Below are 25,753 nucleotides of genomic sequence, written 5' to 3'. Positions count from 1 at the left end.
GGGCATAAAGTGGCCGCAGATGGATGGAAGACGGCACTTTTTTGTGCCCATTGCGGGGTAGTTCGTGGATCCGCTGGACCTGCCGGGGCTGCGCGCTCTGGCCAACGAAATGGCCCGCTACGGCCACGAGCGCGAGGCGCCTGCCCGCGCGGTCATGGCCATGCTGGGCGACCGCTGGACCACGCTGATCCTGCTGGTGCTGGGCGAGGGCGAAATGCGCCATGCCGACCTCAAGCGCGTGGTCGCGCAGCTATCGTCCGAGCAGGCGATTTCGCAGCGGGTGCTGACCTTGAAACTGCGCGCGTTGGAGCGGGACGGCTTCGTGCTGCGCAGCGTGAGTGCGGACGTTCCGCCCAAGGTCGCCTATCGGCTGTCTGGGCTGGGCGAGGACTTGTTCGCCAAAGCGCGGGGGATGATCGACTGGATCAACGCCCGCTCGGACGCGATTCACGAGGCGCGCGAGCGGTATGATCGGGAGCATGGGCGGGAGCACGAGCGCGACGGCGAGTGCGACTGACTCTTCCGCTTACACCATAAACCCTCGTCGCCCCCGCGCAGGCGGGGGCCCCGCTTTCTTCTGCGACCTCTCGCATGCCGCAAGAAAAGCGGGATCCCCGCCTTCGCGGGGATGACGAGTTGGGGTTTGGCGAGAGGGTAGACGATGCCGTTAGCTGAAGTGGGCCGTCAAAGCGGCTTGTTGTTCATCCGGAACGCATATTCGATCCGCTCGCGCTCATTTTCCTCGCGCTGGCCTTGCTCGATGGGCACGACGTTGCCCGTGCTGCCGCTGCGCCGGGCGACGGCTTCCAGCTTCTCCACCACCCAGCGCAGCCCGGCGTCGTTGGTGTTGGAGATGTGCCACTGGATCGCCTCGCGGATCGGCGGGAAGCTGAAGGGCATCTCGCGCATGACCAGTGGGAGATCGCGCACGAAGATCTCGGCCATGCGGCGGTGGACGGTGGCGATGCGGTTGCCGTTCATCACCAGGCCGACGATCGAGAGGAAACTGGGCGCCACCACTTCCACCCGGCGCTGCTGCTTTTGCCGGCGCATGAACCAGTCATCGAACGCGGGCACGCGGGCTTTGCCGAAGCGTGCGGTGACGTGGCCGAGTTCGAAGTACAGCTCCCGCGTCATCGGCCCGGCCAGCGCCGGGTTCCCCTCCCAGCCGAGCACTACGTAGTCATCCTCGAACAGAATCTGGCTGGGGTGGTCGGTGGAGATGGCGTAATCGATCGTCAGCAACAGATCGATGTACCCGCGTTCGAGGGACTCGACCGGGGTTTCGTGCATCGGCTGGATTTCGAAACGGATGCCGGGGGCCTCGCGCGAAATTTCAGCGATGGCTTCGGCCAGCAGGACCTGCGTCGAATAGTCGGAAGCCATGATGCGGATCTGGCGTTCCGCCGTGGCCGGATCGAACGGCGGCGCGACGGTGATGGTGGAGCGGATCTGCTCCAGCACCGCGCGCACCGGCTCGATCAGTTCCTCGGCCCGGGCGGTGAGGATCATGTTGCGGCCCTTCACCACCAGCAGTTCGTCCCCGAAGTATTCGCGTAGCCGCCCCAGCGCGCTGGAGGTGGCCGATTGCGAGAGGCACAGCTTGTCCGCCGCCAGCGAGACGCTGCGCTCGGTCAGCAGCGCGTCGAGTGCCACCAGAAGATTGAGATCGAGCCGACCGAACCGCATTGCCATCTCCCGCGCTCCTTACGAAAGGGTTCGCAGGGCGCTTTCGACGAGCATAGCAAGATCGCCGTCGTGCGCAAAACCCGCCTTTTCCGCCGCCGGCGTGGAGAGCGGCGGCTGCGCGGCAAACGCCGCCTCCAGCGCGGCGTCAGGCTCATAGCCGACCAGATCGGCCGAGACGCCGCACTGCCGCGCGATCTCGGCAGCCAGATCGCCCATCGTCACGCGCAGAGCGGGCAGAGTCACCGCGCGGGTCGGCGGCAGCGGCGCGGTGTCGAGCGTTAGGGCATGAACGAAGTTGCGGGCCACGCATTCCAGCGATTCCGCCCAGATCGTGCCCGCAGCGGAGACGGGGCAGGTAAACGCCTCCCCCGCCTTCAGCGCGTGGAACAGGTTCGACATGAAGGCGGACTTCATGCCCGAAGGCCCCTTGGGCCGCGCGAGAATGCCGGGCAGGCGCACCGTCACCCCGTCGATCAACCCGCGATTGGAGAACAGGGCCACGGCATGTTCCATCATCGCCTTGTGCCCGCCGTAGATCATCTTGGGCGAAAGCGGCGTCTGATCGTCCACCTCGGCAGGCAGCGGATCGCCGTAAACCGCGATGGAGCTGGCATAAGCGACCCTGAGACCCGGCGTGAGCGCGCTCGCTTCCAGCAACAGGTCGTACATGGCATCTACGTTGATCCGGCGCGAGGCCACCGGATCGGCTTCCGCCGCGCCGCCGGGGACGGTGGCGAGATGGACCAGCGCGTCGCAGCCTTCCCCCAGAGCCTCTGCCCGGACCGAAGCCGCGCCCAGATCGCCCTCGACCGCGCGCGCACCGGCGGGAATGCCCCCGGCATGGCTGTCGATCCCGACGACTTCATGCCCGGCATCGAGCAGGCTGCGGACGAGTTGCCGGCCGACGAAGCCGCCGGCGCCGGTCACGAGCACTTTCACATCGATCTCCCTAGTATCGGTCAGCGTAAGCCTTGCGCACGTCTTCGGAATATCCGTCGACGCGGTAAGGCAGCATCTGGGCGTTCCAGCCGTCCCACAGGCCTTTCAATTCGGCCAGTTTTGCGGGTTCGGCGGCGGCACGCTCGGCGCGTTCGTGTTCATCTTCGGCGAGGTTGTAGAGGTGCTCCTTCCCGCCGATCTTCACGTACTTCCAGTCGCCCTGCCGCACCGCCGCCTGCTCGTTCGCCTTGAAGCGCCAGAACAGCGTGCGCGGCACCGGTGCGGCCTTGCCGGTCAGTTGCGCCGAAAGATCGACGCCATCGAACTTGCCCGCCTTGGAGACATTGCCGCCCGCCATGGCCAGGAAAGTCGGCAGGAAATCCATCGAGGCCATGACCTGATCGGAAAGCGTGCCCGGCACGATGTGCCCCGGCCAGCGCATCAGGATCGGCACGCGGATGCCGCCTTCCAGCACTTCGCCCTTGTGGCCGATGAAGGGCCAGGTTTCCGAGAACCGCTCGCCGCCGTTGTCGCTGGTGAAGACGACGATGGTGTTCTGCGCCTTGCCGGTGCGTTCCAGCGCGACGAGCACTTTGGCGACGTTCTGATCCATCGCCTCCACCATTTCCTTGTACTTGGCGAGGTTGCCGCCTTCGTAGTGGAAGGAATTGGGCAGCGTCTTTGCCGCCGCCGCATCCTCCCGCCCTTCCCAGGGCCAGTGAGGGGCATTGAAGTGGAGCGAGAGGAAGAACGGCTTGTCGCCCGCGCTCTCGATAGTCCGGACCGCTTCGTCCCCGAACAGGTCGGTGAGGTAGCCCTCCCGCTGTTCGGGCGCGTTGTTCTGGGCAAGGCCGATGCCGACGTCCTTGCCGCCCATCACCATGTGATGCCGGAAGTAATCCGCCGCCCCTTCGACCACGCCAAGGAACTCGTCGTAGCCGTGCTGCAGCGGGCCGTGCTCGGGCGGTTCGCCCAGGTGCCACTTGCCGATCAGCTTGGTGCGATAGCCCTGATCGCGCAGGACCGAGGCGATGGTCGGCCGGTCCAGCGGCACGCCGATATGCGGCGGCGCGCCGGGGCCGAGCGGTTCCTCGATGCCGATGGCGAAGCGCTGGGCATAGCAGCCGGTCAGCAACGCCGTGCGCGTGGGCGAGCAGATCGGCGTGCTGGCATAGCCCTGCGTCAGCCGCACGCCATCGCGGCCGAGGCTGTCGATCGCGGGCGTGCGGATCGCGTGCGAGCCGGTGGCGGAAAGGTCCGCATAGCCGAGGTCATCGGCCATGATGTAGACGATGTTCGGCCGGTTTGGAGGGGGAACCGGGCGGGCAAGCGCCCTGCCCGGCCCCGAAAGCGCGACGAGTGCGGTCGTTGCGCCCAGCCACCCCAGCACTCTGCGACGGTCGGTAGGTACCCCCATACCCTCAGAATTCCGCCGAGAGACGCAGGCCGTAGGTACGCGGCGCGGTATAGCGCGCCACCGCGAAGCCGATGGGCGAGGATTGCGGCGTCGCGATCCGGCGCTTGTTCTCGATATTCTGGATGAAGCCGCCGATGGAGAGGCCGCCGTCCGACAGGCGCACCGCCAGATTGGCGTCGGTCAGCCAGTACGAACGGATCTTCTCGAAATCGAGATACTCGAACGCGCCATATTGGGAGGACCGCCAAGAGGTGTTGACCCCGCCGACCAGCTCGTACTTGTCGCTGAGCGGCACGATCTGCTCCACGCCCAGATTCACCGTCCACTTCGGCGAATAGAGCAGCGGACGGCCCGAGCAATCGAAGGCCAGGATCGGCGTGACGCCGTCGCTGAGGTAGCTGCCGGTCTGGCTGGACGGGCAATTGATGTTGTTGCGCGGCGATGCGGTGGTGAGCGTCAGCTCCTTGTACTCGGTATCGAGGTACTGGACCTTGGCCGACAGCGTAGTGTTGTGCATCGGCTTGGCCATGAAATCGACATCGAAGCCCTTGATGTCCGCCTTGCCCGCATTGTCGATCGTGTTGATCAGCACCGAATCCGGAGAGACGGTGAAGTAGTTGATCTGCTGGTCCTTGTACTTCCAGTAGAACGCTTCGAGGTTGAGCTGGATCTTGTTGTTGAAGAAGCGGTTCTTCGATCCGATCGTGTAGGCGGTGATGAATTCCGGCTTGTAGCTGGGATTGCCCTCGGAAAGCTGGAAGCCGCCGGCGCGGTAGCCGCTTTCGGCGGTGGCATAGAGCAGCGAATCCGGCGCCAGATCGTATTCTGCCCCGGCCTTCCAGGTGACGCGGCTGAAATTGCCGGATTCCACCACCGGGTAATAGGTTTTCTGGATGATCCCCACGCCATTGGTCAGGTTGTAGAACTGGGCATTGGGTTCATCCGTGCTGTTCGCGGCGATGAAGCCGTTGGAAATCAGCCAGTTCACCGTATCGCCGGTGGACGTGAAGTTCGGGAAGTGCGGCAGCGCGCCGGGCGCGGCGCAGCCAGCCGCGAACGAGGCGGGCGGCGTCGTCGGCGGCAAGCCGCCGCAATAGACGATGAAGTTGTTGATGATGCCGTCGATCGACTTGTGATCGTGCGTGTAGCGCAAGCCGCCGATCAGGCGGAACTGGTCGGTAAGGTGTGCGGTCAGCTGGCCGAAGGCGGCGTAGGATTCGGTCTTGTGGGTATAGTGCTGGATCGGCAGCACGAATTCCTGATTGTACTCGCCGGTGTTCTGGATCTTCTCGTTGAAATAGAAGCCGCCAACCACGTAATCGAACATGCCGACCTTGCCCGCCAGACGGGTTTCCAGACTGGCCTGCCGGTCATGCTCGTCGGTAAAGGCGGTGTTGAACGCCGGGCCGTAGAAGAAGCTGGTGGCATCGGCCTCGCGGTAGGCAGGCAGCACCGTCAGCGTGCCGATGCCGGTATCCAGCGTGACTTCGGCATTGACGCCCCAATAGGTGTTGTCGGTCTTCTGCTGCTGGTTCATCGGATCGAGGAAGCCGAAGCCGGGCGCGCCGAGCGAGGTCTGGCGGAAGGCGTTGGCGGCATCGGTATTGAAGCCTTCCGATTTACCCAGCCCGGATTCGGTGAAAGTGAAGCCGGTCGGCCCCGGGGTGAACGATCCGATGTAACTGCCGCCCGCGCCGACGCCGCCGACATGCGTATAGTCGCCGCCCACGCGCACGCTCAGCGTGTCGGTCGGTTCCCAGAGGATCTGTGCGCGCAGGCCGGCACGGTCGAGATCGTCGCTGTCGTCCTTGTTGTAGCCATCATGGTACTGGCGCGTGGCGGCCACGCGCAGCGCGGCGTTCTGGCCGATGGCAAGGTTGCCGAAGCCTTCGACGTTCACGGCATCGTAATTGCCGACCGAAAGCGTGAAGCCGCCCTTGTTCTGGCCCAGTTCGGGCCGGTTCGGGATGATGTTCACCGCGCCGCCGGTAGCATTGCGGCCATAGAGGATGCCCTGTGGGCCCTTCAGCACTTCGACACGGGCCAGATCGTAGAAGGCCGCACCGAACGCGCCGGCCGCGCGGCCCAGCACGACGCCGTCATAGCTCGGCGTCACCGCCGGGTCGTTGTAGCTGGAATTGGTGACGTTGCCGACGCCGCGCAGGAAGATCGAGGTGTTGGAACCGCCGCCGTTGGTGACGGTCAGCGCCGGCACCACCTTGTTCAGCGCGTCGGCCTGGTTGATGCCCGACTGGATCAGGCGATCGCTGCCCACCGCATCGATGGCGATGCCCGCGCGCTGCGCCGATTCCGAACGGCGCTGCGCGGTGACGATGATGTCGCCGATGCCGCCGGTGTTTTCTGTAGTATTGTCGGAACTGCTCTGCGGAGCCTGCGTGCTATCTTGAGCCATGGCCGGTGTCGCCAGTGCGATGGCAGACAGGCAGGCGGATTCCAGAAGCCCTTTACGCACGATCTTCCTCCCAAATGCTGTTTTCTTGCATTCGGGCTACTCAAGCCGGCGCTCCGCGTCACACCGATTGTATCGATAGTCAGGCATCCACAGTACGGATTTGTCTCAGGGCGCCGGCTCGTTAGTCCTCAAGGACATGACACGGGAGAGCATCAGCAGCATCGCCACGGCACTTGTCGTGGGCGGGGGGATCGGCGGCATGGCCACGGCCATCAGCCTTGCGGAGCGCGGCGTCAGGGTGGACCTGATCGACCTCGATCCGGAATGGCGGGTCTATGGCGCCGGCATAACCATCACCGGGCCGACCTTGCGCGCCTATCGCCGGCTTGGCCTGCTGGACGAGATCAAGCAGGCCGGCGCCATCACCAACAAGACGCGGCTCTACCGCTATGACGGCACCCTGATGCACGTTCTGGATGAGCCGGTGATCGAGGAAGGGCTGCCGGCCACCGGCGGCATCATGCGCCCGGTGCTGCACCGGATCATGCAGACGCGGGTGAAGGCGCTGGATATTCCGGTGCGCCTTGGCCTGACCGTCACCGCGCTGGACAGCGACGAAAGCGGCGTCGACGTTACCTTTTCCGATGGATCCACCGGCCGCTACGATCTGGTGATCGGCGCCGACAGCGTATTTTCGACCGTACGCGAACTGGCCTTCCCGCACATGGCACCGCCGCAGCCCACCGGGCAGGGCTGCTGGCGCATCTCGATCCGCAAGCCGCCCGGCCTGACCGAAAGCGAATTCTTCCTGGGGCTGGACAACCCTTGCGGGATCACTGCCTGCAGCCCGGACAACGTCTATATGTGGATGCTGACTCGCCATGAGGAGCGCGAAAGCTTCATGGACGAGGAGGAACTCTACACCACGCTGAAAGGCCTGCTCGCCCCGTTCGGCGGCAATGCCGGCTGGATCCGCGACACCATGACGCGCGAGGACTGGATCAATTATCGCCCCCTCGCCGCCGCCCTGCAGCCGCGTCCGTGGTCGAGCGGGCGGGTGGTGCTGGTGGGCGACGCGGTGCATGCGACCACGCCGCATCTTGCCTCAGGCGCGGGCATGGCTGTGGAAAGCGCGATAGTGTTGGCGGAGGAACTGGCCAAAGCCGATACGGTGGACGAAGGGCTCGCCGCTTATGAGGAGCGCCGTTTCGAGCGCTGTCGTGACGTCATCGAAAGCAGCATCGGCATCGGCCGCCTGCAAATGGAGCATCGCCCGCCGCAGGAACATGCCGCCCTGCTGGAAGGCGCGCTGGCCCGCCTCAACGAACCGTTCTGATGGCAGGGGGATGACGCCGGAACCCGGCCGTCATCCCCCTCTGTCGATCAGGCCTGCGCCGTCGCTCCCAGCGCTTCCATCGCCAGTTCCAGCGAGCGCACTTGCGCATCGGGATCGAAGATCGCGCCGGAGACGATCAGTTCGTCCGCCTGCGTGCGTTCCTGAAACGCCAGAATCTCGTCCCGCACGCGCGCCGGGGTGCCGATGGCGCTGACCGAGCGCACTTCCTCCAGCATCGCCCGCGCCGCGCCGGGCAGCGAATCGCGATAGTCGCGGATCGGCGGCGGCAGGCGGCCCGGCGTGCCGGTGCGCAGGGCGACGAAGCTCTGGTCGATGGAGGAGCCCAGATAACGCGCTTCCTCATCGGTATCGGCGGCCACCACGTTGATCGCCGCCATGAAGTGCGGTTTGTCGAGGAACTTTCCGGGCTGGAACCGCTCGCGATAGATCTGCGCCGCCTGATTCAGCATGGCCGGCGCGAAGTGCGAGGCGAAGGCATAGGGCATGCCCAGCGTGGCGGCGAGGTGCGCGCCGAACAGGCTGGAGCCCAGCACCCACATCTCCACCTCTGCGCCTTCGGCCTGCGGCGCGGAAACGCCGCCCACCGCGTGCCCGGCAAAGCGTGCCTGCAGTTCCACGACGTCCTGCGGGAAGTGCTCCGCCGCGCCGACGATGTCCTTGCGCAGGGCATTCGCCAGCCGCCCGTCGGCACCCGCCGCACGGCCGAGGCCAAGGTCTATCCGGCCGGGGAACAGCGCCGCCAGCGTGCCGAACTGCTCCGCGATCACGTATGGGTTGTGATTGGGCAGCATGATGCCGCCCGCGCCGATGCGGATGGTGGAGGTGGCCGCGCCGACATGGGCGAGCACAACCGAAGTGGCCCCGCCCGCGATCCCATCCATGCCGTGGTGTTCGGCGACCCAGAAGCGCTTGTAGCCCGCCCTTTCGGCGGCCTGCGCGGTGCGGGCGGTGATCGCCAGCGCTTCGGAAACGGTGCCGCCCTGACGGACGGGGACGAGATCGAGAACGGAGAGTGGGAACATCATCTGGCCTTTGTGGGGGGAGCCTTGGATTCGGAACCGAGCTGGGCGATGTAGCCCTTGGCGGTGGCGGCCTGCGGACTGTCGGGGCTGGTCGCGATCACCGAATTCCAGCTTCGGCGGGCTGCTTCGTCGCGCCCCGCAAGGACGGCGATCACGCCCGCTTCCAGTCCTATGTCGGCGTCCTGCGGTGCCAATTGGCTGGCCTGTTCGATCTGGGCCTGCGCCTCGATCAGCTTGCTCTGGCGGCGCGAGAGCGTGGCCGACAGCAGCCAGGCCTGCGCATTGGCAGGATCGGCGGTGCGCGCCTCGCTGAGCGCTGCGCTTGCTTCGTCCGGCTGACCCAGCGCGACGAGCGCGCGGGCGCGGTCCAGCCAGATCGACGCGAGAAGGTCTTTGTCCTCGGCCACTTTGGCATCGGCGGTAGCCGGGGCGAGGATCGACAGCGCCTCACCCGGCTTGCCGCCGGCCAGCGCCGCATTGCCGGCCATGGCCCCCAGACGCGCGCGGCTGGGGTGATCTTCGATGTCGGCGGCATCGCGCGCCTGGATGAAGGCGGTACGCGCCTCGTCCCAGCGGTCCAGTTCCGAAAGCGCGACGCCCAGGCACAATCCGGCGCGCACGCGCACCCGGCCTTGCGCCTCGCTCATCGCCTGGCGGGCAATTTCGGCCGAATGCTCGGGATCGGATTCGACCGCGAGCATGCAGCCGGTGTTCGATTCGGGAACGGCGGGGCCCGCCGCCTGCGCCGCCTGTTCGGCGCGGCGCTTGCGCGCTTCCTCTTCCTTCTTCTCGACGATCTCGCGCGGGAGGGCCGAGGCATAAGGGCTGCGGATGCCGGCCGGATCGAGATTGGCTTGCATCATCATGAGGGGAAGCAGGACGGGCATGAAGGATGGGTCTCCGGGTCAGGCCGCCGGCGCGCGGGAAAGGACCAGTTCGGCCACGCTGCGCAGCAGCTGGTGGACGTCGGACTCGCGCGAAAGGCGGTGATCGCCGTCCTTGATCAGAGTCACCTGCACCTCGGATGAACGCAACTTTTCCGCCAGCCGCACGGAGATTTCCCAGGGCACGTCGTCATCACGCTGGCCGTGCAGCAGGCGCACCGGGCCGTCGAAGGGAATCGGCTTTTCCAGCATGAGGTTGGCCTGCCCGTCCGCCCAGAATCCGGGGTGCGTGGGGGTGGGTTCGGGGCCGTAGGGATTGTCTTCCCAGATCGTTTCGCCATCGGCCAGGACGTTCTTGTCCATCTGGGCGATGCCCCATTCGGTGAAGTCCGGCGCGGCGGCCACGCCGACCATGCCCTTGACCCGGTCCCCCAGCTTGTCCGCCACCAGCAGCATCAGCCAGCCGCCCATCGACGATCCCACCAGCACCACGTCGCGCAAGTTCGCCGCCTCCACCAGCGCGATCACTTCGTCGCGCCAGCGGCTGAGCGTGCCGTCCGCGAACTGGCCGGAGCTTTCGCCGCAGCCCGAATAGTCCAGCAGCATGCAGGCGCGGCCGCTGGCGACTGCCATGTCGAACAGGGCAGTCGCCTTGCTGCCCGCCATGTCGGACATGTAGCCGGGCAGGAAAACGATGGTGGGGCCCATGCCGGGCGTGAAGCGGTGGGCGATCTGGCGCCCGTCGGGCATTGCGTGGAAACGGATTTCGGTCATGCCCGCGATTGTGGGGGCGCGGTAGGGACACGACAAGGGGGCCGGTGCGCGTGAGGCTGGAAAGATGGGGCGAATTGGGACGCCTTGCATGATCCGCGCCGGCAGAACGCAATCACAATAATCCTCGTCGCCCCCGCGAAGGCGGGCGCCCCGCTTGCCTTTAGCCACGCACGCCAAGACCGAGCGGGATCCCCGCCTGCGCGGGGATGACGAGGTTTTAGGCGCTTGGAAGGGGTGTATGTCACGCGCCCCCTTTGCCAGATCGATCCTCCTACTGTTGCCCCCCGTGCTCAGAACCGCGTAAGGCGATGTTAAAGCGTCCGCTTCAGGATCCCGTCGCACTATGTCCGCGCAGATTCTCGATTTTCCGACCCGGCCCGGCCGGCTGGCCTTGCAGCTGGAATGGTTCGCCACCGAACGTTCGGTGCTGCTCGCGATCTGGGCGCTCTATTTCGCGCTGCGCGTGGCGGTGCTGTTCATCGACGTGGCGCCCACATCCGATGCCGAATGGTACTTTCTGCGCGCCGCGGACATCGCTGCGGGCAAGGGCTATCTGAACGATGCCGGCGCGGCGACCGCGTTCTGGCCGCCGGGCTGGCCGATCGCGCTGGGCTTCGCCTTCACCCAGTTCGGCACTTCTCCGGTAACGCTGGGGGCGTTCAACCTGATCTCCGCGCTGCTGATCGGCCTGCTGACGCTGATGCTGGGCCGCCGCCTGTTCGGCAGCGAGGCCGCAGCGCGGCTGGGGCTGCTGCTGCTGGCAGTCTATCCCAATGCCATCGGCTATGTGCCGCTGGCATTGACGGAAGTGTTCTATACCCTGCTGCTGATGGCCGGGTGCTGGGCCGTGGTGGCGCGCGAAAATCGCTGGCAACTGGTGGGCGCCGGGCTGATCTTCGGCTTCGCGACACTGGTGAAGGCGCAGACTCTCGTCGTGGTGCCGCTGCTGTTTGCGATCGACTGGCTGCGAATGAAGCCGATGGGCAAGCGCCTGCCGCGCCTGCTGGTCGATGGGCTGGTGGTCGTGGCCGTCGCCATGCTGGTGGTGCTGCCGTGGTCGGTGCGCAACCGGGTGGAGCTGGGGCATTGGGTCGCCGTTTCCACCAATGGCGGCTACACGCTGCTGACCGGCAATCACGACAGCGCCAGCGGCGACTATTCGCCCGATGCGCCGGTGGTCAAAGCGCTGATGGCGCGCAAGGATCTGGACGAAGTGGCCCGCGACGCGCAGGCCCGCGAACTGGCCATGGCGTGGATCACCGCGCATCCGGACAAGTTCCTGGCACTCGCGCCCAAAAAGTTCATCCGCCTGTGGCTGCCCGATGGCGAGGCGGAATGGGCCTATCAGGCAGGCACGCCCGGCTATGCGCGCTTCGAAAGCCTGTTCCGCGCGGTGCGCTGGGGCAATCAGGTCTATTACGGGCTGCTGATGATCGCCTTCGCGCTGGCCTTCGTGGTGATGACCATGCGGCGGCTGCATGACCGGATCCGCTGGGCCGGCTGGTGGCTGCTGCCATACGGCCTGGCGCTATATCCGACTGCGATCTGTCTGGTCTTCTCCGGCCAGTCCCGCTTCCACTATCCGGTCATGCCTTTCGTCTGCATGGCAGCGGGCTGGGTGCTGGTGGCGGCGCTGGAACGGCTGGCGTGGCGGCGGCGGCGAGTCACGATTCACTAGGGCGCGAGGGCGCTAGAACAGAGCCGGAGCGATCACCCGGATAAGGATAGTGCCGGCCGGGCGCCCTGCCCCCGTTGCCCCCCGGCTTCCGGCGCCGCTTTCATGCAGCACGCCCAGAATTACCAGCACGATCAGCCCAATCGCCAGCCCCGCCTTCGCACGCATTGGCCCTCAATCCTTCTGAAAAATGCCCTCGATCGCGAGGTCAAAAACCTCGGCAATGCGGAAGGCCAGCGGCAGGGAGGGATCGTAGCGACCGGTCTCGATCGCATTGACGCTCTGGCGGCTGACCTCCAGCCGCTCGGCGAGGTCCTGCTGGCTCCAGCCGCGCTCGGCCCGCAGGACCTTGAGGCGATTCTTCATCGCTCCCCCGCACGCATTCGCAACTGGCCAATCCCCATGCCGATGGCCCAGACCGGCACCACCGCCCAGCCGGGAACGTGCGGTACCAGCCGGAAAGTCTCCAGAAAACCCCAGAGCGAGCCCAGCGCCAGAACCGCGCCCAGCCCGTAGAGCGAGGCGATGGCGGCGCGCTGCCGCAGATACTCGTCGGTTTCCTCATGCAGATAGCGCGCGGTGGCCCAGATCATGCCGAAGATCGGCACCACGACCGCCAGCGCAAGGGCCACGGTCACCGCCGTTCCCGGATGGAACTGCTGCCAGCACCAGATGCCCAGCCCCAGCGCCACCACATAGCCGGCCGAACTCACGCCCATGCGCGTATTGAAGCGCCGCACCGCCGGACTGCCGCAGCCATTCTCACGGGCAAGGCGATTGGCGGAGCGCATCATCGGCACGATCATCACCGGCCCCGCCACCAGCATCAGCGCCAGACTGCCGGAAGCGCCGATCACGCCCGCGATCTGCAGTCCGGCGATGATCGCCATGACCGCGAAGAAGGCCAGCCCCCAGAACACCGGGCTGCCGGTGATGCCACGGCGTGTGGTGGGGGCCAATGGTGCGTTCGCGCTCATCGTCATTCCCCCCGGTTGCGCAGGCGCTGGATCGTGCCGCAAGTGCTCTGCGTCACCACCCAGACCACCGCGATCCAGTAATTGGCGATGGGCGCTATCCCGCCCAGTTCGCTGAGAAAGCCCCAGACCACCGCACAGCACATCGCCACCGTGGTCGCCACCAGGATCTGGCGCACCACCATCATGCGCACGTACTCGTCGTTCTCTTCGGACAGGTAGCGCGCGAAATTGGCGAAGATTGCGATCAGCGGCAGCGCCGGCACCAGCGAGAGCAGCGCGACCCAAGGCTGCTGCAGCGGATAGATGTCCGCATGGACGCGCAGCCAGACAATCGGCGGCAGCACCAGTGCGTAGACGCCCAGCGCCATCAGCGAACGGCGATTATGCCGCCGCTGGGCGGGCGTGAAACTGGCCCAGTACGAAGATGCAGGCCCCTTCATCGGAACGACTCCATGCAAACGCCATCGCCTCGATGACAAGCACGCTTTACTTCATCGCCCGATCTTTGACAAGCACACTTTACAAAATGACGTGCCTGCTTTCCAGATCGACCCGTCGATCCGGGGTGACATTTCCGCGCGGGATCGCTACATCGGCGGGCGATGACGCAGCTGCGCAACACGATGACCACTACTACCACCCGGCGCTCCCGGGGACGGTTGGTTGTGGCCTAAGCAGGCAGCCACCGTCGCCCGGGGTCCGGGCGAGCGGCGTCACTCTTCCGGATCGAGCGAATTTCTAAGGCGCAAAAGCTTCACCCGCGCGCGTGCCTGTGCCATTGGGCCAGAAAATCTGGCACGCAGCCGGAAACCGGAAAGACAAGTTCGATGTCCGAGATGTTCAAGATCAGCCTGCCCGACGGTTCGGTTCGCGAAATGCCCGAAGGCTCCACGCCTGCCGACGTCGCCGCCGCCATCGGCCCCGGCCTTGCCAAGGCCGCGCTTGCCGCGAAGATCGACGGCGAACTGGTGGACCTCAGCCGCCCCTTCACCGGCGATGCCAATCTCGCGCTCGTCACCAGCCGGGACGAGGAAGAGGCGCTGGACCTTGCCCGTCACGACTATGCCCACGTGCTGGCCGAAGCGGTACAGGCGCTGTTCCCCGGCACGCAGATCACCTTCGGCCCTTCGACGGGTGACGGTTTCTATTACGACTTCGCCCCGAATCCGGAGCGCGGGCCGTTCACCGACGAAGACCTGCCGGCGATCGAGGCGGAGATGCGCAAGATCATCGCCGCCGACAAGCCGCTGCGCCGCGAGGTGTGGGACCGCGAAACGCTGATCAGCCGCTGGAAGCAGCAGGGTGAGAACTTCAAGGCCGAATGGGCCGCCGAACTTCCGGGCGATGAGCCGCTGACCGTCTACTGGTCGGGCGAGGACTGGCTGGACATGTGCCGCGGCCCTCACTTGCCCTCCACCGGCAAGCTGGACCCGGCCGCCTTCAAGCTGACGCGCGTTTCGGGCGCCTATTGGCGCGGCGACCAGAAGAACGCGATGCTTTCGCGCATCTACGGCACCGGCTGGCTGAACAAGAAGCAGCTTGCCGCGCACCTGACGCGCCTTGAGGAAGCCGCCAAGCGCGACCACCGCAAGCTGGGCAACGAGATGGACCTGTTCCACCTCCAGGCCGAAGCGCACGGTTCGGTGTTCTGGCACCCCAAGGGCTATGTGATCTATCGCGCGCTTGAGGATTACATGCGCCGCGCGATCAGCCAGGCCGACTGCAAGGAAGTGAAGACGCCGCAGGTCATGGACGCGCGGCAGTGGGAAGCCTCGGGCCACTGGGGCAAGTACCGCGAGAACATGTTCGTCATCCCCGACGAAGTGCCGAATACCGAGGATGACGGCCCGATCATCTCGAACGACGCGCAGTGGATGGCCCTCAAGCCCATGAACTGCCCGGCGCACGTGCTGATCTTCAAGCAGGGCATCAAGTCCTACCGCGATCTGCCGCTGCGCATCGTCGAGAATGGCTGCTGCCACCGCAACGAGCCGCACGGCGCGCTGCACGGGCTGATGCGCGTGCGCCAGTTCACGCAGGACGATGGCCACATCTTCTGCCGCGAAGACCAGATCGTCGGCGAAGTGCAGGCCTTCTGCGAGATGGCGGACCGCGTCTACAAGGACTTCGGCTTCACCTACTCGATCAAGCTGGCGCTGCGTCCGGACAACCGCATCGGCACCGAAGAGCAGTGGGACAAGGCAGAGGCTGAACTGCGCGACGCCGTTGTGCGCGCGGGCCTCGCCACGGAGGAATACGGCTGGGAAGAACTGCCCGGCGAAGGCGCGTTCTATGCGCCCAAGCTGGAATGGCATCTGACCGACGCGATCGGCCGCACCTGGCAGGTCGGCACGATCCAGTCCGACCGCATGCTGCCCGAACGCCTCGACGCGCACTACATCGGCGAGGACGGCGAGAAGCACCGCCCGGTCATGCTGCACCGCGCGATCTTCGGTTCCTACGAGCGCTTCATCGGCATCCTGATCGAGCACTTCGCCGGCAAGCTGCCGGTCTGGCTCGCCCCGGTTCAGGCCGTGGTGACCACGATCGTCTCCGACGCCGACAGCTATGCGCAGGAAGTCTCGCAGAAGCTGAAGGCCGCCGGCGTGCGCGTCGAAACCGACCTGCGCAACGAGAAGATCAACTACAAGGTGCGCGACCATTCGCTGAAGAAGGTTCCGCATCTGGTGGTGGTCGGCAAGCGCGAGGCTGAGGAAGGCACCGTTGCCATCCGCACGCTGGGCGCAGAGCACCAGAAGGTCATGACGCTCGACGAAGCCATCGCCATGCTCAAGGCCGAATCCACCGCGCCCGATCTGCGCTGATGGCCAAGCTCCGGTGATCAGGCCCGGCTCCCCCGACGACGCCCCGCGCGCCTTTGCCATCTGGCGCGCGGCGGTGGACGCCACCCACGGCTTCCTGTCGGCGGAGCACAAGGTCGAGATCGCCAGACAGGTCGAAGCCATGCTCCCGGCGGTCCCCTTGTGGATCGCCGAGGATGCGGGCGGCACGGCGCAGGGCTTCATGGTCTTCGTCGATGGATCGATAGAGGCGCTGTTCGTCGATCCCGCGGTCCACGGCCGGGGCTTCGGCTCCGCGCTGGTCGCCCATGCGCTGGCGCTGGAGCCGCAGGCCCGCGTCGATGCCAACGAGCAGGCCGACAACGCCCTGCCCTTTTACGAATCGCGCGGTTTCCTGCGCACCGGCCGGTCCGAACGCGACGCCGACGGCCGCGCCTATCCCATCATTCACTTGCGTCATCCCGGAAAGACATCAGCATGATCAAGCGCGAGCTTATCGACACCGCGTGGATCCCTGACGGGGAGAAGCTCGAACTCTACAAGCACGACCAGGATTACATGATCGTCCTGGGCCACAACGAGCTGATGTCCACGCGCAAGTGGGGCAGCGAGGAAGCCCTCGCGACGATGGCGTACGAGCGCATCAAGGGTATTACCAAGCGCCCGCACTTCCTGATCGGCGGCTACGGCATGGGTTTCACCCTGCGCGCCGCGCTGCGCACTCTGCCTGAAGATTCGAAGATCACGGTCGTCGAACTGGTGCCCGAGATCATCGAATGGGCGCGCGGGCCGATGGCCGATCTGGCACAGGGCTGCCTCGACAATCCGCGCGTCAATCTGGTGATGAGCGATGTGGCGCACGTGATCGACGGATCGCGCGCCGCCTACGACGCGATCCTGCTCGACGTCGACAACGGCCCCGACGGGCTGGTGCGCGAGGACAACAACGTCATCTATTCGAAGGCCGGCCTGCGCGCGGCGCGCAATGCGCTGACGCCGGACGGCGTGCTGGCGGTCTGGTCCGCCGGTGCCGATCCCGCCTTCACTCGCCGTCTGGAGCGTGCCGGGTTCAAGGTGGACGAAGTGAAGGTCTCCTCGCGCAGCAACGGCAAGGGGCCGAAGCACGTGATCTGGTTCGCCACCCCGGAATAAGTCCGGCGGGCGGCGGCCTATCTGCGCGCGATATTGGCGCACAAGCTCCGCAATCAAAAACTCGTCGCCCCCGCGAAGGCGGGGGCCCCGCTTATTTTGGTTCACGCGGAGACGCAGAAGTGTCGGCGGCAGCACGATCCCTCTGCGTCTCCGCGTCTCCGCGTGCTAAAAAAGAAAGAAGCGGGATCCCCGCCTTCGCGGGGATGACGGGGTTATTTGATTAGGTCGGGGTAGGTTGGGTTGAATTGAGCCGGCTAGGCTAGGCTAGGCTGGGCTGGGCTGGGCTGGGCTGGGCTGAGCGTGAAATCCCCGCCCGAAACCCAGTCAACGCGGAAGGCTGCGATCCCCGCGCGCCTGAATCCGCCGCGCTTTGGCCCTTCCGGCCGCCGCCACCAGAACGCTGGTGCTCAGCAGAATGCCCGAGACCAATATGCCCACGGCCACCAGCCCCGGCGGGCTGAAGTCGGTGCGGGCGTCGAGTTCCACCCATTTGCCCAGCCGCGCAGTGGCGCGGGCGGTCTGGCGATCCTTGGAGAGACGCATCACGGCTCCTTCGTGCTATCGCACCAAGGACTAGCCTTCCTGCGCCAGCCGATCCAGCCAAGCCTGCGCCTGCTTGGGCTCACCTACGGCGTGCGACTGCACCGGCCCGCGCGCCGCAAGGAATTCGGCGTGGAGCGCGAAAGGCTCCATATCCAGCTGATCGCGCAACTGGTCGATCTCGTCGGCCAGTTCGGTAAGGCCGTCCACCAGCGGCGCGGCCTTGGCGCGGGCCTGTTTGTCCTTGTTGTGGCCGAACAGGCCCCACTGCCCCGCCGCCGTCACCCGCAGCGCCTCGATCAGCGCGGCGCGGTATTCGATTTCGAGGTCGGCACGGCGGGAGTCCATGCGCTCAAGACGGTCTATTTTGGCCATGCACCGCTCCTAGAGCGCTTTGTCCAGAATCACCACAGGATGCCGTGCTTGTCCTGCACGATCGGCGGCGGTGCTTCCTCGCCGATGGACTGGAGCAGGTCGATCTCGATGGTGCGGCACATGGCGTTGAGCGGCAAGTCGTGAACCGAGTTGGCGAAAGGATCGACCAGATCGTCACCGATCGCCAGCACCGCCAGGAACATGATTCCCGCCAGGGTCGAGCCCAGCGGCGTCGCCACGCCCAGCGTCTCCACCAGGCCGATCGGCAGCAGGATGCAGAACATGTGGGTGAAGACGGTGGGGAAGAAGCGATACTGATAGGGCAGCGGCGTGTTCTTCAGCCGTTCCATACCGCCCTGCGCATTGGCGATGTCCACCAACACGGCTTCCATCTGCGTCTGCTGGATGGTGTCGATCCAGCCCTTGCGCCGCGCCTCATCTATACGGCGGCCGGTATCGTCGAGAATGCCGTTGGCGATGTTCACCCGCTCCAGCGATTCGTCGGCATCCCCGCGCGACAGCATGCGCCGCACTTCCTCGTCCGGCTTGATCCGGCGCAGCTGGCAGCGCAGCGCGTTCACGTAGGCGATCTGGCGCAGCACCACGCGGCGCTTCAGCTCGGTGGCTTCGGGATCGGGCATGAAATTGCGCGCGGCACGGGCGATGTTGCGGCTGGCATTGATCATCAGCCCCCACAGCCCGCGCCCTTCCCACCAGCGCTGGTAGGCGGAGTTGCTGCGAAAGCCGAGGAACAGCGCCAGCGCCGAACCGAACAGCGTCACCGGCAGGTTGGGCGCGTGGAACGGCAGCATGAAGTACGTCACCGTGACCACGACGTCCCAGACGAACAGCACGGTAATCGGCTTCCAGATCTCTCGCAGGATCTGGAGGGGTTGCAGCGAAGGGGTAACGATCATCGCTTGGCGGAATCCTCCACGACGGCCGCCTTGCCATCGGTCTTGACGGTCGCGGCATTGGACAGCGCGACCGAGGTTCCCGAAACCGGCCGCAGGGTGAACCATTCGGCCCTGTCGACGGCAACGAGAAAGCCCAGCACGCCCAGGCCGAACAGCAATAGCAGAAAATTCCCGACGAGCGATTGGCGAAGACGGGCCCGCTCGGCTTCGGTCGTGGGTTGCATGGCGTATCTCCAGTTCAAATCGCGTGAGCGCTTAAACTGGGAGGCTATGATTTCGTTTGCATCGACCGAACGTGACAATTCATTGCTGCACCGCAGCAGACACGATGTGCAGTGCAGCAGAAACGATGAGACGCAAACAACCACGTCAAAACGTTTTGAAACGGAATGGAAAATTGGCGGACTTGTGTGCCTTACGCACACTTCCATTGCCTCAGAAGGGCAGCGGAGCCTTGGCAAGGATTAGAGCCAGTGCGCAGCCGCACACGATGGCGGTGCGCAGGATCTCGACCTGAACGGCGGAGCGGGCGACGGGCGCAAGGGCGAGAATGCGGGCCATGGAGGGGATCATGCGCCTGCCCGGTTGCCAATCGGTTAAGGACGGCGGGGAGCGCGTTGCTCCCCACCATTCCTTATTTTGAGGGCATCTGCTGGCTGGAGCAGTGGAACGAACCACCACCGGCCAGCACCGCATCGGCCATGACGCCCACGGTATCGCGATCGGGGAACAGTTCGGCGATGGCGGCAATGCCGTCCGCGTCGTGCTCGGTGCCGTAGATCGGCACGACCACCAGCTTGGAGGTGATCGCGAAATTCATGTAGCTGGCGGGCTCGATCCGGCCGTCAGACTCCACGCGGCCCGGCGAGGGCACTTCGCGCACCGTCACGCCCATCGCCTCGGCCCGGGCCTTGGCATCGGCGTAGATCGCGGCGTTGGGATCGTTCGGGCCGGTCGCGCGCGGCAGGGCCAGCACATTGGGCGCAACGAAGCGCGCAAGGTTGTCGACATGGCCGTCGGTATGATCGTTGATCAGGCCGTCGCCCAGCCACAGCACGCGGTCGTAGCCCAGATCGCGCTTCAGGCGCATTTCCAGATCGTCGCGGCTCAGGTGCGGGTTGCGGTTGGGGTTGAGCAGGCACTGCTCGGTGGTGGCGACCAGCCCGGTGCCGTCGCCGTCCAGCGCGCCGCCTTCCAGAATCCAGTCCGAGGTTTCCACCGCCAGCCCGGCATCGTGCGCCAGTTCGGCGCCGATTTCCTGGTCCCCATCCATCAGGTACTTGCCGCCCCAGCCGTTGAAGCCGAAGCGCATCGCCTTGAGCGCGCCCGCACCGTCGGCACAGACCAACGGCCCGGTATCGCGCAGCCAGACGTCGCCATAGCGGCGCACTTCCAGCGAGACCTTGGACGAAACGAGCGAGGCCGCGCGCGCACGGTTGGCCTCGTCCCGCACGATCAGGCGCACTTCCTGCCCCGATTCGGCCACGGCCGAGGCGAACTCGGCCATCTGCACCTGTGCGGCTTCCAGGAAGCCCGGCCATTCGACCGGGTCATGCGGGAAGCCGATCCAGATCCAGTCCTGCGGATGCCATTCGGGAGGAAGGGCGAAAGTCACTTGTGGCAGCCTCCTTGAGCCGCGGCGCAAGCCTTGTCGCGGATCGCGCGGAATTCGTCGGTTTCGTGCCAGTTCGGCCAGAAGTCCGAATCGGCGAGCGTGCGGCCGAGCCGATAGTAGAGCCCCGCCGTCTGGGCAATGCCGTCCCAGTTCCAGCTTTCCGAGTATTCGTCCTTGGGCCCGTGATAGCGGTTGGAGTTGTAGTCCTCGCTCGCCGCATCGCCTGCGGCCTTGCCGCCGTCCACCCAGTCGGTGCTGGCGGCCAGATCGAACATCGGCACACCGCGCTTCGCCATCGAGAAGTGGTCGGAACGGTAGTAGTAGCCGCGCTCCGTGTGCTCCTCGGGCACTTCGCTCAGACCTTCATCGGCCAGTTCGTCGCGGAAGATCGAGGTGAGGTCGGACTTGTCGCCACCCGTCATGGCATAGGAACGCGTGCGACTGCCCGGCAGCAGCGCATCCATGTTGACCCCGCCCACGGTGTGGTCGAGCGGGTAGATCGGGTTGGCGGCATAGTATTCCGAACCGAGCAGGCCTGATTCCTCCAGCGTCACCGCCACGAAGACCTGGCTACGCGCAGCCGGGCCGGCCTTGGCATTGGCCTCAGCAATCGCGGCCAGCGCGGCGACGCCGGTGGCATTGTCCACCGCGCCATTGCAGATGCCGTCGCCGGTATTGTCCGGGGTGCAGTGGCCAAGGTGGTCCCAGTGCGCCGAATAGAGCACGTATTCATCCGGGCGCACCTTGCCCGGCAGCACGCCGACGACATTGTGCGAGGTGGAGCGGCGGATCGCATTGTCGAAGCCCAGGCTGACCTTCAGGCCCAGCGGCACCGGCTTGAAGCCCTTCTGCTTGGCAGCAGCCGACAGCGCGGCAAGGTCCTTGCCCGAAGCCTTCAGGATCGATTCGGCAACCGACTTCTGGATCCAGCCGTTGGCGGCGGTCTGGTCCATGTCATCGTTCGGGGTGGCGACGCGGTACTGCGCGCCGGTCCAGCTGGAATTGACGACGTTCCAGCCATAGGCAGCGGGGAAAGTGTCATGCACGATCAGCGCGGCGGTCGCGCCCTGACGCGCGGCTTCCTCGAACTTGTAGGTCCAGCGGCCGTAATAGGTCATGCGGCGGCCCTTGAAGGGACCTTCTTCGGTGGCGGCGTCATAGTCGGCATCGTTGACCAGGATGACCGCGGTCTTCCCGTGCATGTCGATCCCGGCATAATCGTTCCAGCCCAGTTCCGGCGCGTTGATGCCGTAGCCGACGAAGACCAGTTCGCTGTCCTTCACCTGCGTCTTGGGCGTCACGCGGTAGCTGGCGGCCACATAGTCGTCACCGAACTTGAACGAGAGCGGCGTCTTGCTGCCCGTCACCGTCAGCGCGGAATGGTTGCTGCCGGTGATCTCCACCGTCGGCACGTCCTGCAGCCACTGGCCCTTGTTGCCCGGCTGGAGCCCGGCCTTCTTGAAGGACGCGATGATGGTATCGAGCACCTTGGGCTCCGCACTCGTGCTGGGCGCGCGGCCTTCGAAATCGTCCGACGACAGCGTCTTCACCAACGTCTTCATGTTGTCGACCGAAAGCTGCGGTGCCGGTTCGGCAGTCATCGGCGGCGGCGGCAGGGCGGTGCCCTTGGGCAGCTTGGGCGCGGCGATGGCGGCCGTGCCGAAGCACAGGGCGACAGAGGCAAGCAGGGCGGCGGTGCGTTTCATTATCTGGGCGATCCTGTTTTCAGACCTCGACTGCATCGGGCCTGTTGTATTTTGGATGACCGGCCTCGTGCCAGAGGCAGGCGGTGGGCACAAGGCGGAGCGAACGCACGGCATCTCCTCCAATTAACCCGTCATCCCCGCGAATGCGGGGATCCCGCTTGTCTTTCAACGCCCGCGCCATGACTCAAGAAAAGCGGGGCTCCCGCATTCGCGAGGGCGACGATCTGTTAAGTTCGGGATACGCCGCGCCAACTGACACGCTTGCCCTCACGCTCCCGCTTGGGCAGGAACCCCGGCATGGATGCCGAACTGCAAGCCGACTGGACCGGCGCGATCGAACGCGCGCGTGCCCATGCCCCTTACCTCGCCTCGCTGCTGGACCGGCATCCGGACCTTGCCGCGCTCCTGGCACAAGGGAAGGGCGAGGAAGCGCTGGCCTTCGCCCGCACCGCCGGCAGCGGCATCGACGATGTCGGCATCGCGCTGCGCCGCGAGAAGCAGGCAATGGCCCTCGCCCTCGGCATCGGCGACCTTGCCGGGGCCTTCCCGCTGCTGCGCGTCACCGGCGAGCTTTCCGCACTGGCCGACCGCGCGCTCGATGGCGCCATTGCCGAGGGTATCCGCCGCCGCGTGCCCGATGCGGAGCCTGCCGGTTTCCTCGCCCTCGCACTCGGCAAGCATGGCGCGGGCGAACTCAACTACAGTTCGGATATCGATCCGATCCTGCTGTTCGATCCCGAACTGCTCCCCCGGCGAGAGCGGGACGAACCGGGCGAGGCCGCGCAGCGCGTGGCCCGCGCGGTGGTGGAGACGCTCGGCAAAGTCACCGACCACGGCTACGTCTTCCGCATCGACTTGCGCCTGCGCCCGGCCTCCGAGGTCAGCCCGCTGGCGATTTCGATCAATGGGGCGCTGAGTCATTATGAATCGTCCGCGCTGGCGTGGGAGCGCGCCGCCTTCATCCGCGCCCGCGCCTGTTCGGGCGACATTGCCGCGGGCGAGGCGTTCCTGGCCGCGATCCGCCCCTTCGTATGGCGCAAGAGCCTGGATTTCGGCGCCATTGCCGAGATCGGCCGCCTCACCGCGCAGATTCGCGCCAATACGCGCGGCAGCGCCACGGTCGGCCCCGGCTTCGACCTCAAGAAAGGGCGAGGCGGCATTCGCGAGGTGGAGTTCTACGCCCAGACCCACCAGCTGATTCACGGCGGCCGCAACCCCGCGCTGCGCCTGCGCGGCACCCGCGCCACGCTGGACGCACTGGCTGAAGCCGGGCTGGTGCCGGCCGAGGATGCGCGCCTGCTGGGCGAAAGCTACGACCGCCTGCGCACCATCGAACACCGCCTGCAGATGGTGCAGGATCAGCAGACTCACGCCCTGCCGATGCGGCCCGAAGCGCTGGAAGCCGTGGCCCAGCTCGACGGGTTGCCCGACGGCGAGACCCTGCTCAGCGAGTTGCGCGCGATCACCGATGCCGTGGGCGAACGCTATGACGCGCTGGTCATGGCCCAGACCCCGCTCGGCCCCACCACGCAAGTCGCCATGCCAGCGCAGGATGACCTACGCGACGAACTGGCCGGCCTTGGCATTGCCGATGCCGAGACGATGGCCCACCGCGTCGAAGGCTGGCTTTCCGGCGGCATGCGCGCACTGCGTTCGGACGCAGCGCGCGCCGCCTTCGCTGCCGTGCGCGCCGATCTGTTCGCCGCGCTGGCCGCCGCGCCGGAGCCGGAGCGCGCCTTCGCCCGCTTCGAAAAGCTGCTGAACAACCTGCCCTCCGCCATCAACCTGTTCCGCCTGCTGGAAGCGCGCCCGGCGCTGCTGGAACGGCTGGCGCGCATTCTCAGCCTTGCGCCCACGCTGGCCGACGCGCTGGCCCGGCGCGCCGACCTGCTGGACCCGCTGATCGATGCCAGCGCCTTCGACCTGCCCGGATCGGTAGAGGAACTGGTCGCCGAATTTACCCAATTCGAGCCGGGTGCCGACTACGAACAGAAGCTGGGCACCGTGCGCCGCAAGGTGGGCGATCGCCGCTTTGCGCTGGGCGTACAACTGATCGAGGGCGCCAACGATCCGCTCGACATCGGCCATGCCCTCGCCCGCATTGCCGAGGCCGCACTGGTGGTGCTGACCGATGCCGCGCTGGAGGAATTCCGCGCCGTCCACGGCGTGGTGCCGGGCAGCGAACTGGTCGTGCTCGGCCTTGGCCGCATGGGCGGCGGCGTGCTCACCCATGCCTCCGACCTCGATCTGATCTACCTGTTCACCGGCGATTTCGCGGGCGAATCGGATGGGCGGCGGCCGCTGGGGGCAACGCTCTATTACAACCGCGTCTCGCAGCGCGTGACCGCCGCGCTATCGGTGCCGACGGCCGAAGGCGCGCTCTACGAAGTCGATACCCGCCTTCGGCCCTCTGGCGAGCAGGGCCCGCCTGCCGCCAGCCTCGACAGCTTTGCACGCTATCAGCAGGAACAGGCCTGGACCTGGGAACACATGGCGCTCTGCCGCGCCCGCGCGCTTTACGGCTCGGCCAAGGCGCGCGCCGACCTTGGCGACGTGATTCACAGCGTGCTCGCCGCGCCGCGCGATGCGGACAAGCTGCGCGCGGACGTGCTGGAAATGCGCGCCAAGATGGCCGGGCACAAACCCGCCAAGGGCCCGCTGGATGTGAAGCTGATGCGCGGCGGGTTGGTGGACCTCGAATTCCTTGTCCACTTCACGCAGCTGCGCAGTGGGCTCGGCCTCGATCCCGATCTGGGCGCGGCGCTGCAATTGCTGGTGGCGGACGGGTTGCTGCCGGCCACGCTGGTGGAGGCGCATGACGTCATGACGCGCCTGCTGGTGGCAGGCCGCCTCTTCGCGCCCGATACCCACGTGCCGGGCAAGCCCTCCTGCATGGCGCTGGAACGCGCCTGCGGCTATGCCGCATGGCAAGAGCTTGAATCCGCCCTCGCCCGGGCCCGCGCGCATGTCGCCGCGAGTTGGAGCGAGACTTTCGGCGAAACACTGGAGACCACTTGATGAGCACCCGTCCTGCAGCCGGAGACCTGTTCCCCGATATCGCGATGGAAACGCCCGAAGGCGGCAGCGTGAAGGCTTCGGACTTCGCGGGCCGGAAGCTGGTCGTGTTCTTCTACCCCAAGGACAACACCCCCGGCTGCACCACCGAAAACCTCGATTTCTCGGCGCTGAAGGGTGAGTTCGACGCGGCCGGCGTCGCCCTGCTGGGCGTCAGCAAGGATTCGGCGAAGAAGCACCAGAACTTCATCGCCAAGCACGACCTCAAGGCCCCGCTCGCCAGCGATGCCGAGGAAGGCGGCCTGTCCGACGCGCTTGGCATCTGGACCGAAAAGCAGAACTATGGCCGCACGTATATGGGCATGGTCCGCACCACCTACCTGATCGGCCCGGACGGCAAGATCGCCCGCGTGTGGGATAAGGTGAAGGTCAAGGACCACGCCGCACAAGTGCTGGAGGCCGCCAAGGCGCTCTGATCGTGCAGT

Annotated in this window: 26 protein-coding genes; 8 read left to right on the top strand and 18 right to left on the bottom strand. The window is 66.1% G+C overall.

Annotation, left to right across the window (positions count from 1 at the left end; genetic code table 11):
• Nucleotides 1-64: 64 nt before the first annotated feature.
• Nucleotides 65-517, top strand: a complete 453-nt coding sequence (locus tag ACZ1JV_RS09375) for a winged helix-turn-helix transcriptional regulator (protein WP_465151352.1) — start codon at nucleotides 65-67, stop codon at nucleotides 515-517.
• A gap of 167 nt (nucleotides 518-684) precedes the next feature.
• Here the strand turns inward: ACZ1JV_RS09375 and ACZ1JV_RS09370 are convergent, their stop codons facing one another.
• Genes ACZ1JV_RS09370 through ACZ1JV_RS09355 form a run of 4 tightly spaced genes read right to left on the bottom strand, consistent with a single transcriptional unit; the run spans nucleotide 685 to nucleotide 6,518 of the window.
• Nucleotides 685-1,695, bottom strand: coding sequence for a LysR family transcriptional regulator (locus tag ACZ1JV_RS09370; protein WP_465151351.1), 1,011 nt, complete (start codon nucleotides 1,693-1,695; stop codon nucleotides 685-687).
• Between the two features lie 12 nt (nucleotides 1,696-1,707).
• A complete protein-coding gene (locus ACZ1JV_RS09365) occupies nucleotides 1,708-2,628 on the bottom strand; it encodes an NAD-dependent epimerase/dehydratase family protein (protein ID WP_465151350.1) in 921 nt (306 codons plus the stop codon).
• 10 nt (nucleotides 2,629-2,638) lie between these two features.
• Nucleotides 2,639-4,045, bottom strand: coding sequence for a sulfatase-like hydrolase/transferase (locus tag ACZ1JV_RS09360; RefSeq protein WP_465151349.1), 1,407 nt, complete (start codon nucleotides 4,043-4,045; stop codon nucleotides 2,639-2,641).
• A 4-nt stretch (nucleotides 4,046-4,049) separates the two neighbouring features.
• Entirely contained in the window at nucleotides 4,050-6,518 is a 2,469-nt protein-coding gene (locus ACZ1JV_RS09355) for a TonB-dependent receptor (protein WP_465151348.1), read from the bottom strand.
• A gap of 136 nt (nucleotides 6,519-6,654) precedes the next feature.
• On the opposite strand from ACZ1JV_RS09355, the gene ACZ1JV_RS09350 reads away from it, so the two are divergent.
• Nucleotides 6,655-7,794: an FAD-dependent oxidoreductase gene (locus ACZ1JV_RS09350; protein ID WP_465151347.1), complete on the top strand. Its 1,140-nt coding sequence runs from the start codon at nucleotides 6,655-6,657 to the stop codon at nucleotides 7,792-7,794.
• Nucleotides 7,795-7,841: 47 nt separating this feature from the next.
• Here ACZ1JV_RS09350 and ACZ1JV_RS09345 read toward each other — a convergent pair whose 3' ends face one another.
• The 3 genes from ACZ1JV_RS09345 to ACZ1JV_RS09335 are packed head-to-tail and all read right to left on the bottom strand — an operon-like array spanning nucleotide 7,842 to nucleotide 10,495.
• Nucleotides 7,842-8,837, bottom strand: a complete 996-nt coding sequence (locus ACZ1JV_RS09345; RefSeq protein ID WP_465152532.1) for an LLM class flavin-dependent oxidoreductase — start codon at nucleotides 8,835-8,837, stop codon at nucleotides 7,842-7,844.
• Nucleotides 8,837-9,724 (bottom strand): tetratricopeptide repeat protein, encoded by an 888-nt coding sequence (locus ACZ1JV_RS09340; protein ID WP_465151346.1) that lies wholly within the window; start codon nucleotides 9,722-9,724, stop codon nucleotides 8,837-8,839. Before ACZ1JV_RS09340 ends, ACZ1JV_RS09345 begins: the two co-directional genes overlap by 1 nt.
• 18 nt (nucleotides 9,725-9,742) lie before the next feature.
• A complete protein-coding gene (locus ACZ1JV_RS09335) occupies nucleotides 9,743-10,495 on the bottom strand; it encodes an alpha/beta fold hydrolase (protein ID WP_465136677.1) in 753 nt (250 codons plus the stop codon).
• 343 nt (nucleotides 10,496-10,838) lie between these two features.
• Between ACZ1JV_RS09335 and ACZ1JV_RS09330 the strand changes: the two genes are divergently transcribed.
• On the top strand, nucleotides 10,839-12,173 hold the full coding sequence (locus tag ACZ1JV_RS09330; RefSeq protein WP_465151345.1) for a glycosyl transferase: 1,335 nt from the start codon (nucleotides 10,839-10,841) through the stop codon (nucleotides 12,171-12,173).
• Nucleotides 12,174-12,185: 12 nt separating this feature from the next.
• Here the strand turns inward: ACZ1JV_RS09330 and ACZ1JV_RS09325 are convergent, their stop codons facing one another.
• From ACZ1JV_RS09325 to ACZ1JV_RS09310, 4 genes are read right to left on the bottom strand one after another with little or no spacing between them, the layout of a single operon-like run.
• A complete protein-coding gene (locus tag ACZ1JV_RS09325) occupies nucleotides 12,186-12,338 on the bottom strand; it encodes a hypothetical protein (protein ID WP_465151344.1) in 153 nt (50 codons plus the stop codon).
• Between the two features lie 6 nt (nucleotides 12,339-12,344).
• Entirely contained in the window at nucleotides 12,345-12,536 is a 192-nt protein-coding gene (locus tag ACZ1JV_RS09320; RefSeq protein WP_465136680.1) for a helix-turn-helix transcriptional regulator, read from the bottom strand.
• Nucleotides 12,533-13,147: a hypothetical protein gene (locus ACZ1JV_RS09315; protein ID WP_465151343.1), complete on the bottom strand. Its 615-nt coding sequence runs from the start codon at nucleotides 13,145-13,147 to the stop codon at nucleotides 12,533-12,535. Before ACZ1JV_RS09315 ends, ACZ1JV_RS09320 begins: the two co-directional genes overlap by 4 nt.
• A gap of 2 nt (nucleotides 13,148-13,149) precedes the next feature.
• On the bottom strand, nucleotides 13,150-13,587 hold the full coding sequence (locus tag ACZ1JV_RS09310) for a hypothetical protein (protein ID WP_465136682.1): 438 nt from the start codon (nucleotides 13,585-13,587) through the stop codon (nucleotides 13,150-13,152).
• 387 nt (nucleotides 13,588-13,974) lie between these two features.
• On the opposite strand from ACZ1JV_RS09310, the gene thrS reads away from it, so the two are divergent.
• From thrS to ACZ1JV_RS09295, 3 genes are read left to right on the top strand one after another with little or no spacing between them, the layout of a single operon-like run.
• Nucleotides 13,975-15,972 (top strand): threonine--tRNA ligase, encoded by a 1,998-nt coding sequence (gene thrS / locus ACZ1JV_RS09305; protein ID WP_465151342.1) that lies wholly within the window; start codon nucleotides 13,975-13,977, stop codon nucleotides 15,970-15,972.
• Nucleotides 15,973-15,985: 13 nt separating this feature from the next.
• Nucleotides 15,986-16,429 (top strand): acetyltransferase, encoded by a 444-nt coding sequence (locus ACZ1JV_RS09300; protein WP_465151341.1) that lies wholly within the window; start codon nucleotides 15,986-15,988, stop codon nucleotides 16,427-16,429.
• Nucleotides 16,426-17,100: a spermidine synthase gene (locus ACZ1JV_RS09295; protein WP_465151340.1), complete on the top strand. Its 675-nt coding sequence runs from the start codon at nucleotides 16,426-16,428 to the stop codon at nucleotides 17,098-17,100. Before ACZ1JV_RS09300 ends, ACZ1JV_RS09295 begins: the two co-directional genes overlap by 4 nt.
• Before the next feature lie 324 nt (nucleotides 17,101-17,424).
• On the opposite strand, the gene ACZ1JV_RS09290 is transcribed toward ACZ1JV_RS09295, so the two are convergent.
• The 7 genes from ACZ1JV_RS09290 to ACZ1JV_RS09260 form a co-directional block, all read right to left on the bottom strand.
• Complete coding sequence (locus ACZ1JV_RS09290) at nucleotides 17,425-17,643, bottom strand: hypothetical protein (RefSeq protein WP_465151339.1); 219 nt, start codon at nucleotides 17,641-17,643, stop codon at nucleotides 17,425-17,427.
• 30 nt (nucleotides 17,644-17,673) lie between these two features.
• A complete protein-coding gene (locus tag ACZ1JV_RS09285; RefSeq protein WP_465151338.1) occupies nucleotides 17,674-18,015 on the bottom strand; it encodes a hypothetical protein in 342 nt (113 codons plus the stop codon).
• Between the two features lie 29 nt (nucleotides 18,016-18,044).
• The gene (locus ACZ1JV_RS09280; RefSeq protein WP_465136688.1) at nucleotides 18,045-18,932 is read right to left on the bottom strand and encodes a bestrophin family protein; all 888 of its coding nucleotides are present in this window, start codon (nucleotides 18,930-18,932) and stop codon (nucleotides 18,045-18,047) included.
• Nucleotides 18,929-19,156: a hypothetical protein gene (locus ACZ1JV_RS09275; RefSeq protein ID WP_465136689.1), complete on the bottom strand. Its 228-nt coding sequence runs from the start codon at nucleotides 19,154-19,156 to the stop codon at nucleotides 18,929-18,931. The genes ACZ1JV_RS09280 and ACZ1JV_RS09275 overlap by 4 nt, the downstream gene beginning before the upstream one ends.
• Nucleotides 19,157-19,367: 211 nt before the next feature.
• A complete protein-coding gene (locus tag ACZ1JV_RS09270; protein ID WP_465151337.1) occupies nucleotides 19,368-19,493 on the bottom strand; it encodes a hypothetical protein in 126 nt (41 codons plus the stop codon).
• Between the two features lie 73 nt (nucleotides 19,494-19,566).
• The gene (locus ACZ1JV_RS09265; protein ID WP_465151336.1) at nucleotides 19,567-20,547 is read right to left on the bottom strand and encodes an agmatine deiminase family protein; all 981 of its coding nucleotides are present in this window, start codon (nucleotides 20,545-20,547) and stop codon (nucleotides 19,567-19,569) included.
• Nucleotides 20,544-22,253 carry a M28 family metallopeptidase gene (locus ACZ1JV_RS09260; protein WP_465151335.1) on the bottom strand — a complete coding sequence of 570 codons (1,710 nt, stop codon included), beginning with the start codon at nucleotides 22,251-22,253 and terminating at the stop codon, nucleotides 20,544-20,546. Before ACZ1JV_RS09260 ends, ACZ1JV_RS09265 begins: the two co-directional genes overlap by 4 nt.
• A gap of 297 nt (nucleotides 22,254-22,550) precedes the next feature.
• Here ACZ1JV_RS09260 and glnE point away from each other — a divergent pair, with 297 nt between their 5' ends.
• Nucleotides 22,551-25,271 (top strand): bifunctional [glutamate--ammonia ligase]-adenylyl-L-tyrosine phosphorylase/[glutamate--ammonia-ligase] adenylyltransferase, encoded by a 2,721-nt coding sequence (gene glnE, locus ACZ1JV_RS09255; protein WP_465151334.1) that lies wholly within the window; start codon nucleotides 22,551-22,553, stop codon nucleotides 25,269-25,271.
• Nucleotides 25,271-25,744 carry a peroxiredoxin gene (locus ACZ1JV_RS09250; protein ID WP_465151333.1) on the top strand — a complete coding sequence of 158 codons (474 nt, stop codon included), beginning with the start codon at nucleotides 25,271-25,273 and terminating at the stop codon, nucleotides 25,742-25,744. The genes glnE and ACZ1JV_RS09250 overlap by 1 nt, the downstream gene beginning before the upstream one ends.
• The last annotated feature ends 9 nt before the right edge of the window (nucleotides 25,745-25,753 follow it).

The sequence above is a fragment of the Novosphingobium sp. BL-S-19 genome (assembly GCF_055521675.1).
Note: the sequence above shows the minus strand (reverse complement) of the source record. Positions and strands in the feature narration are given on the sequence as shown.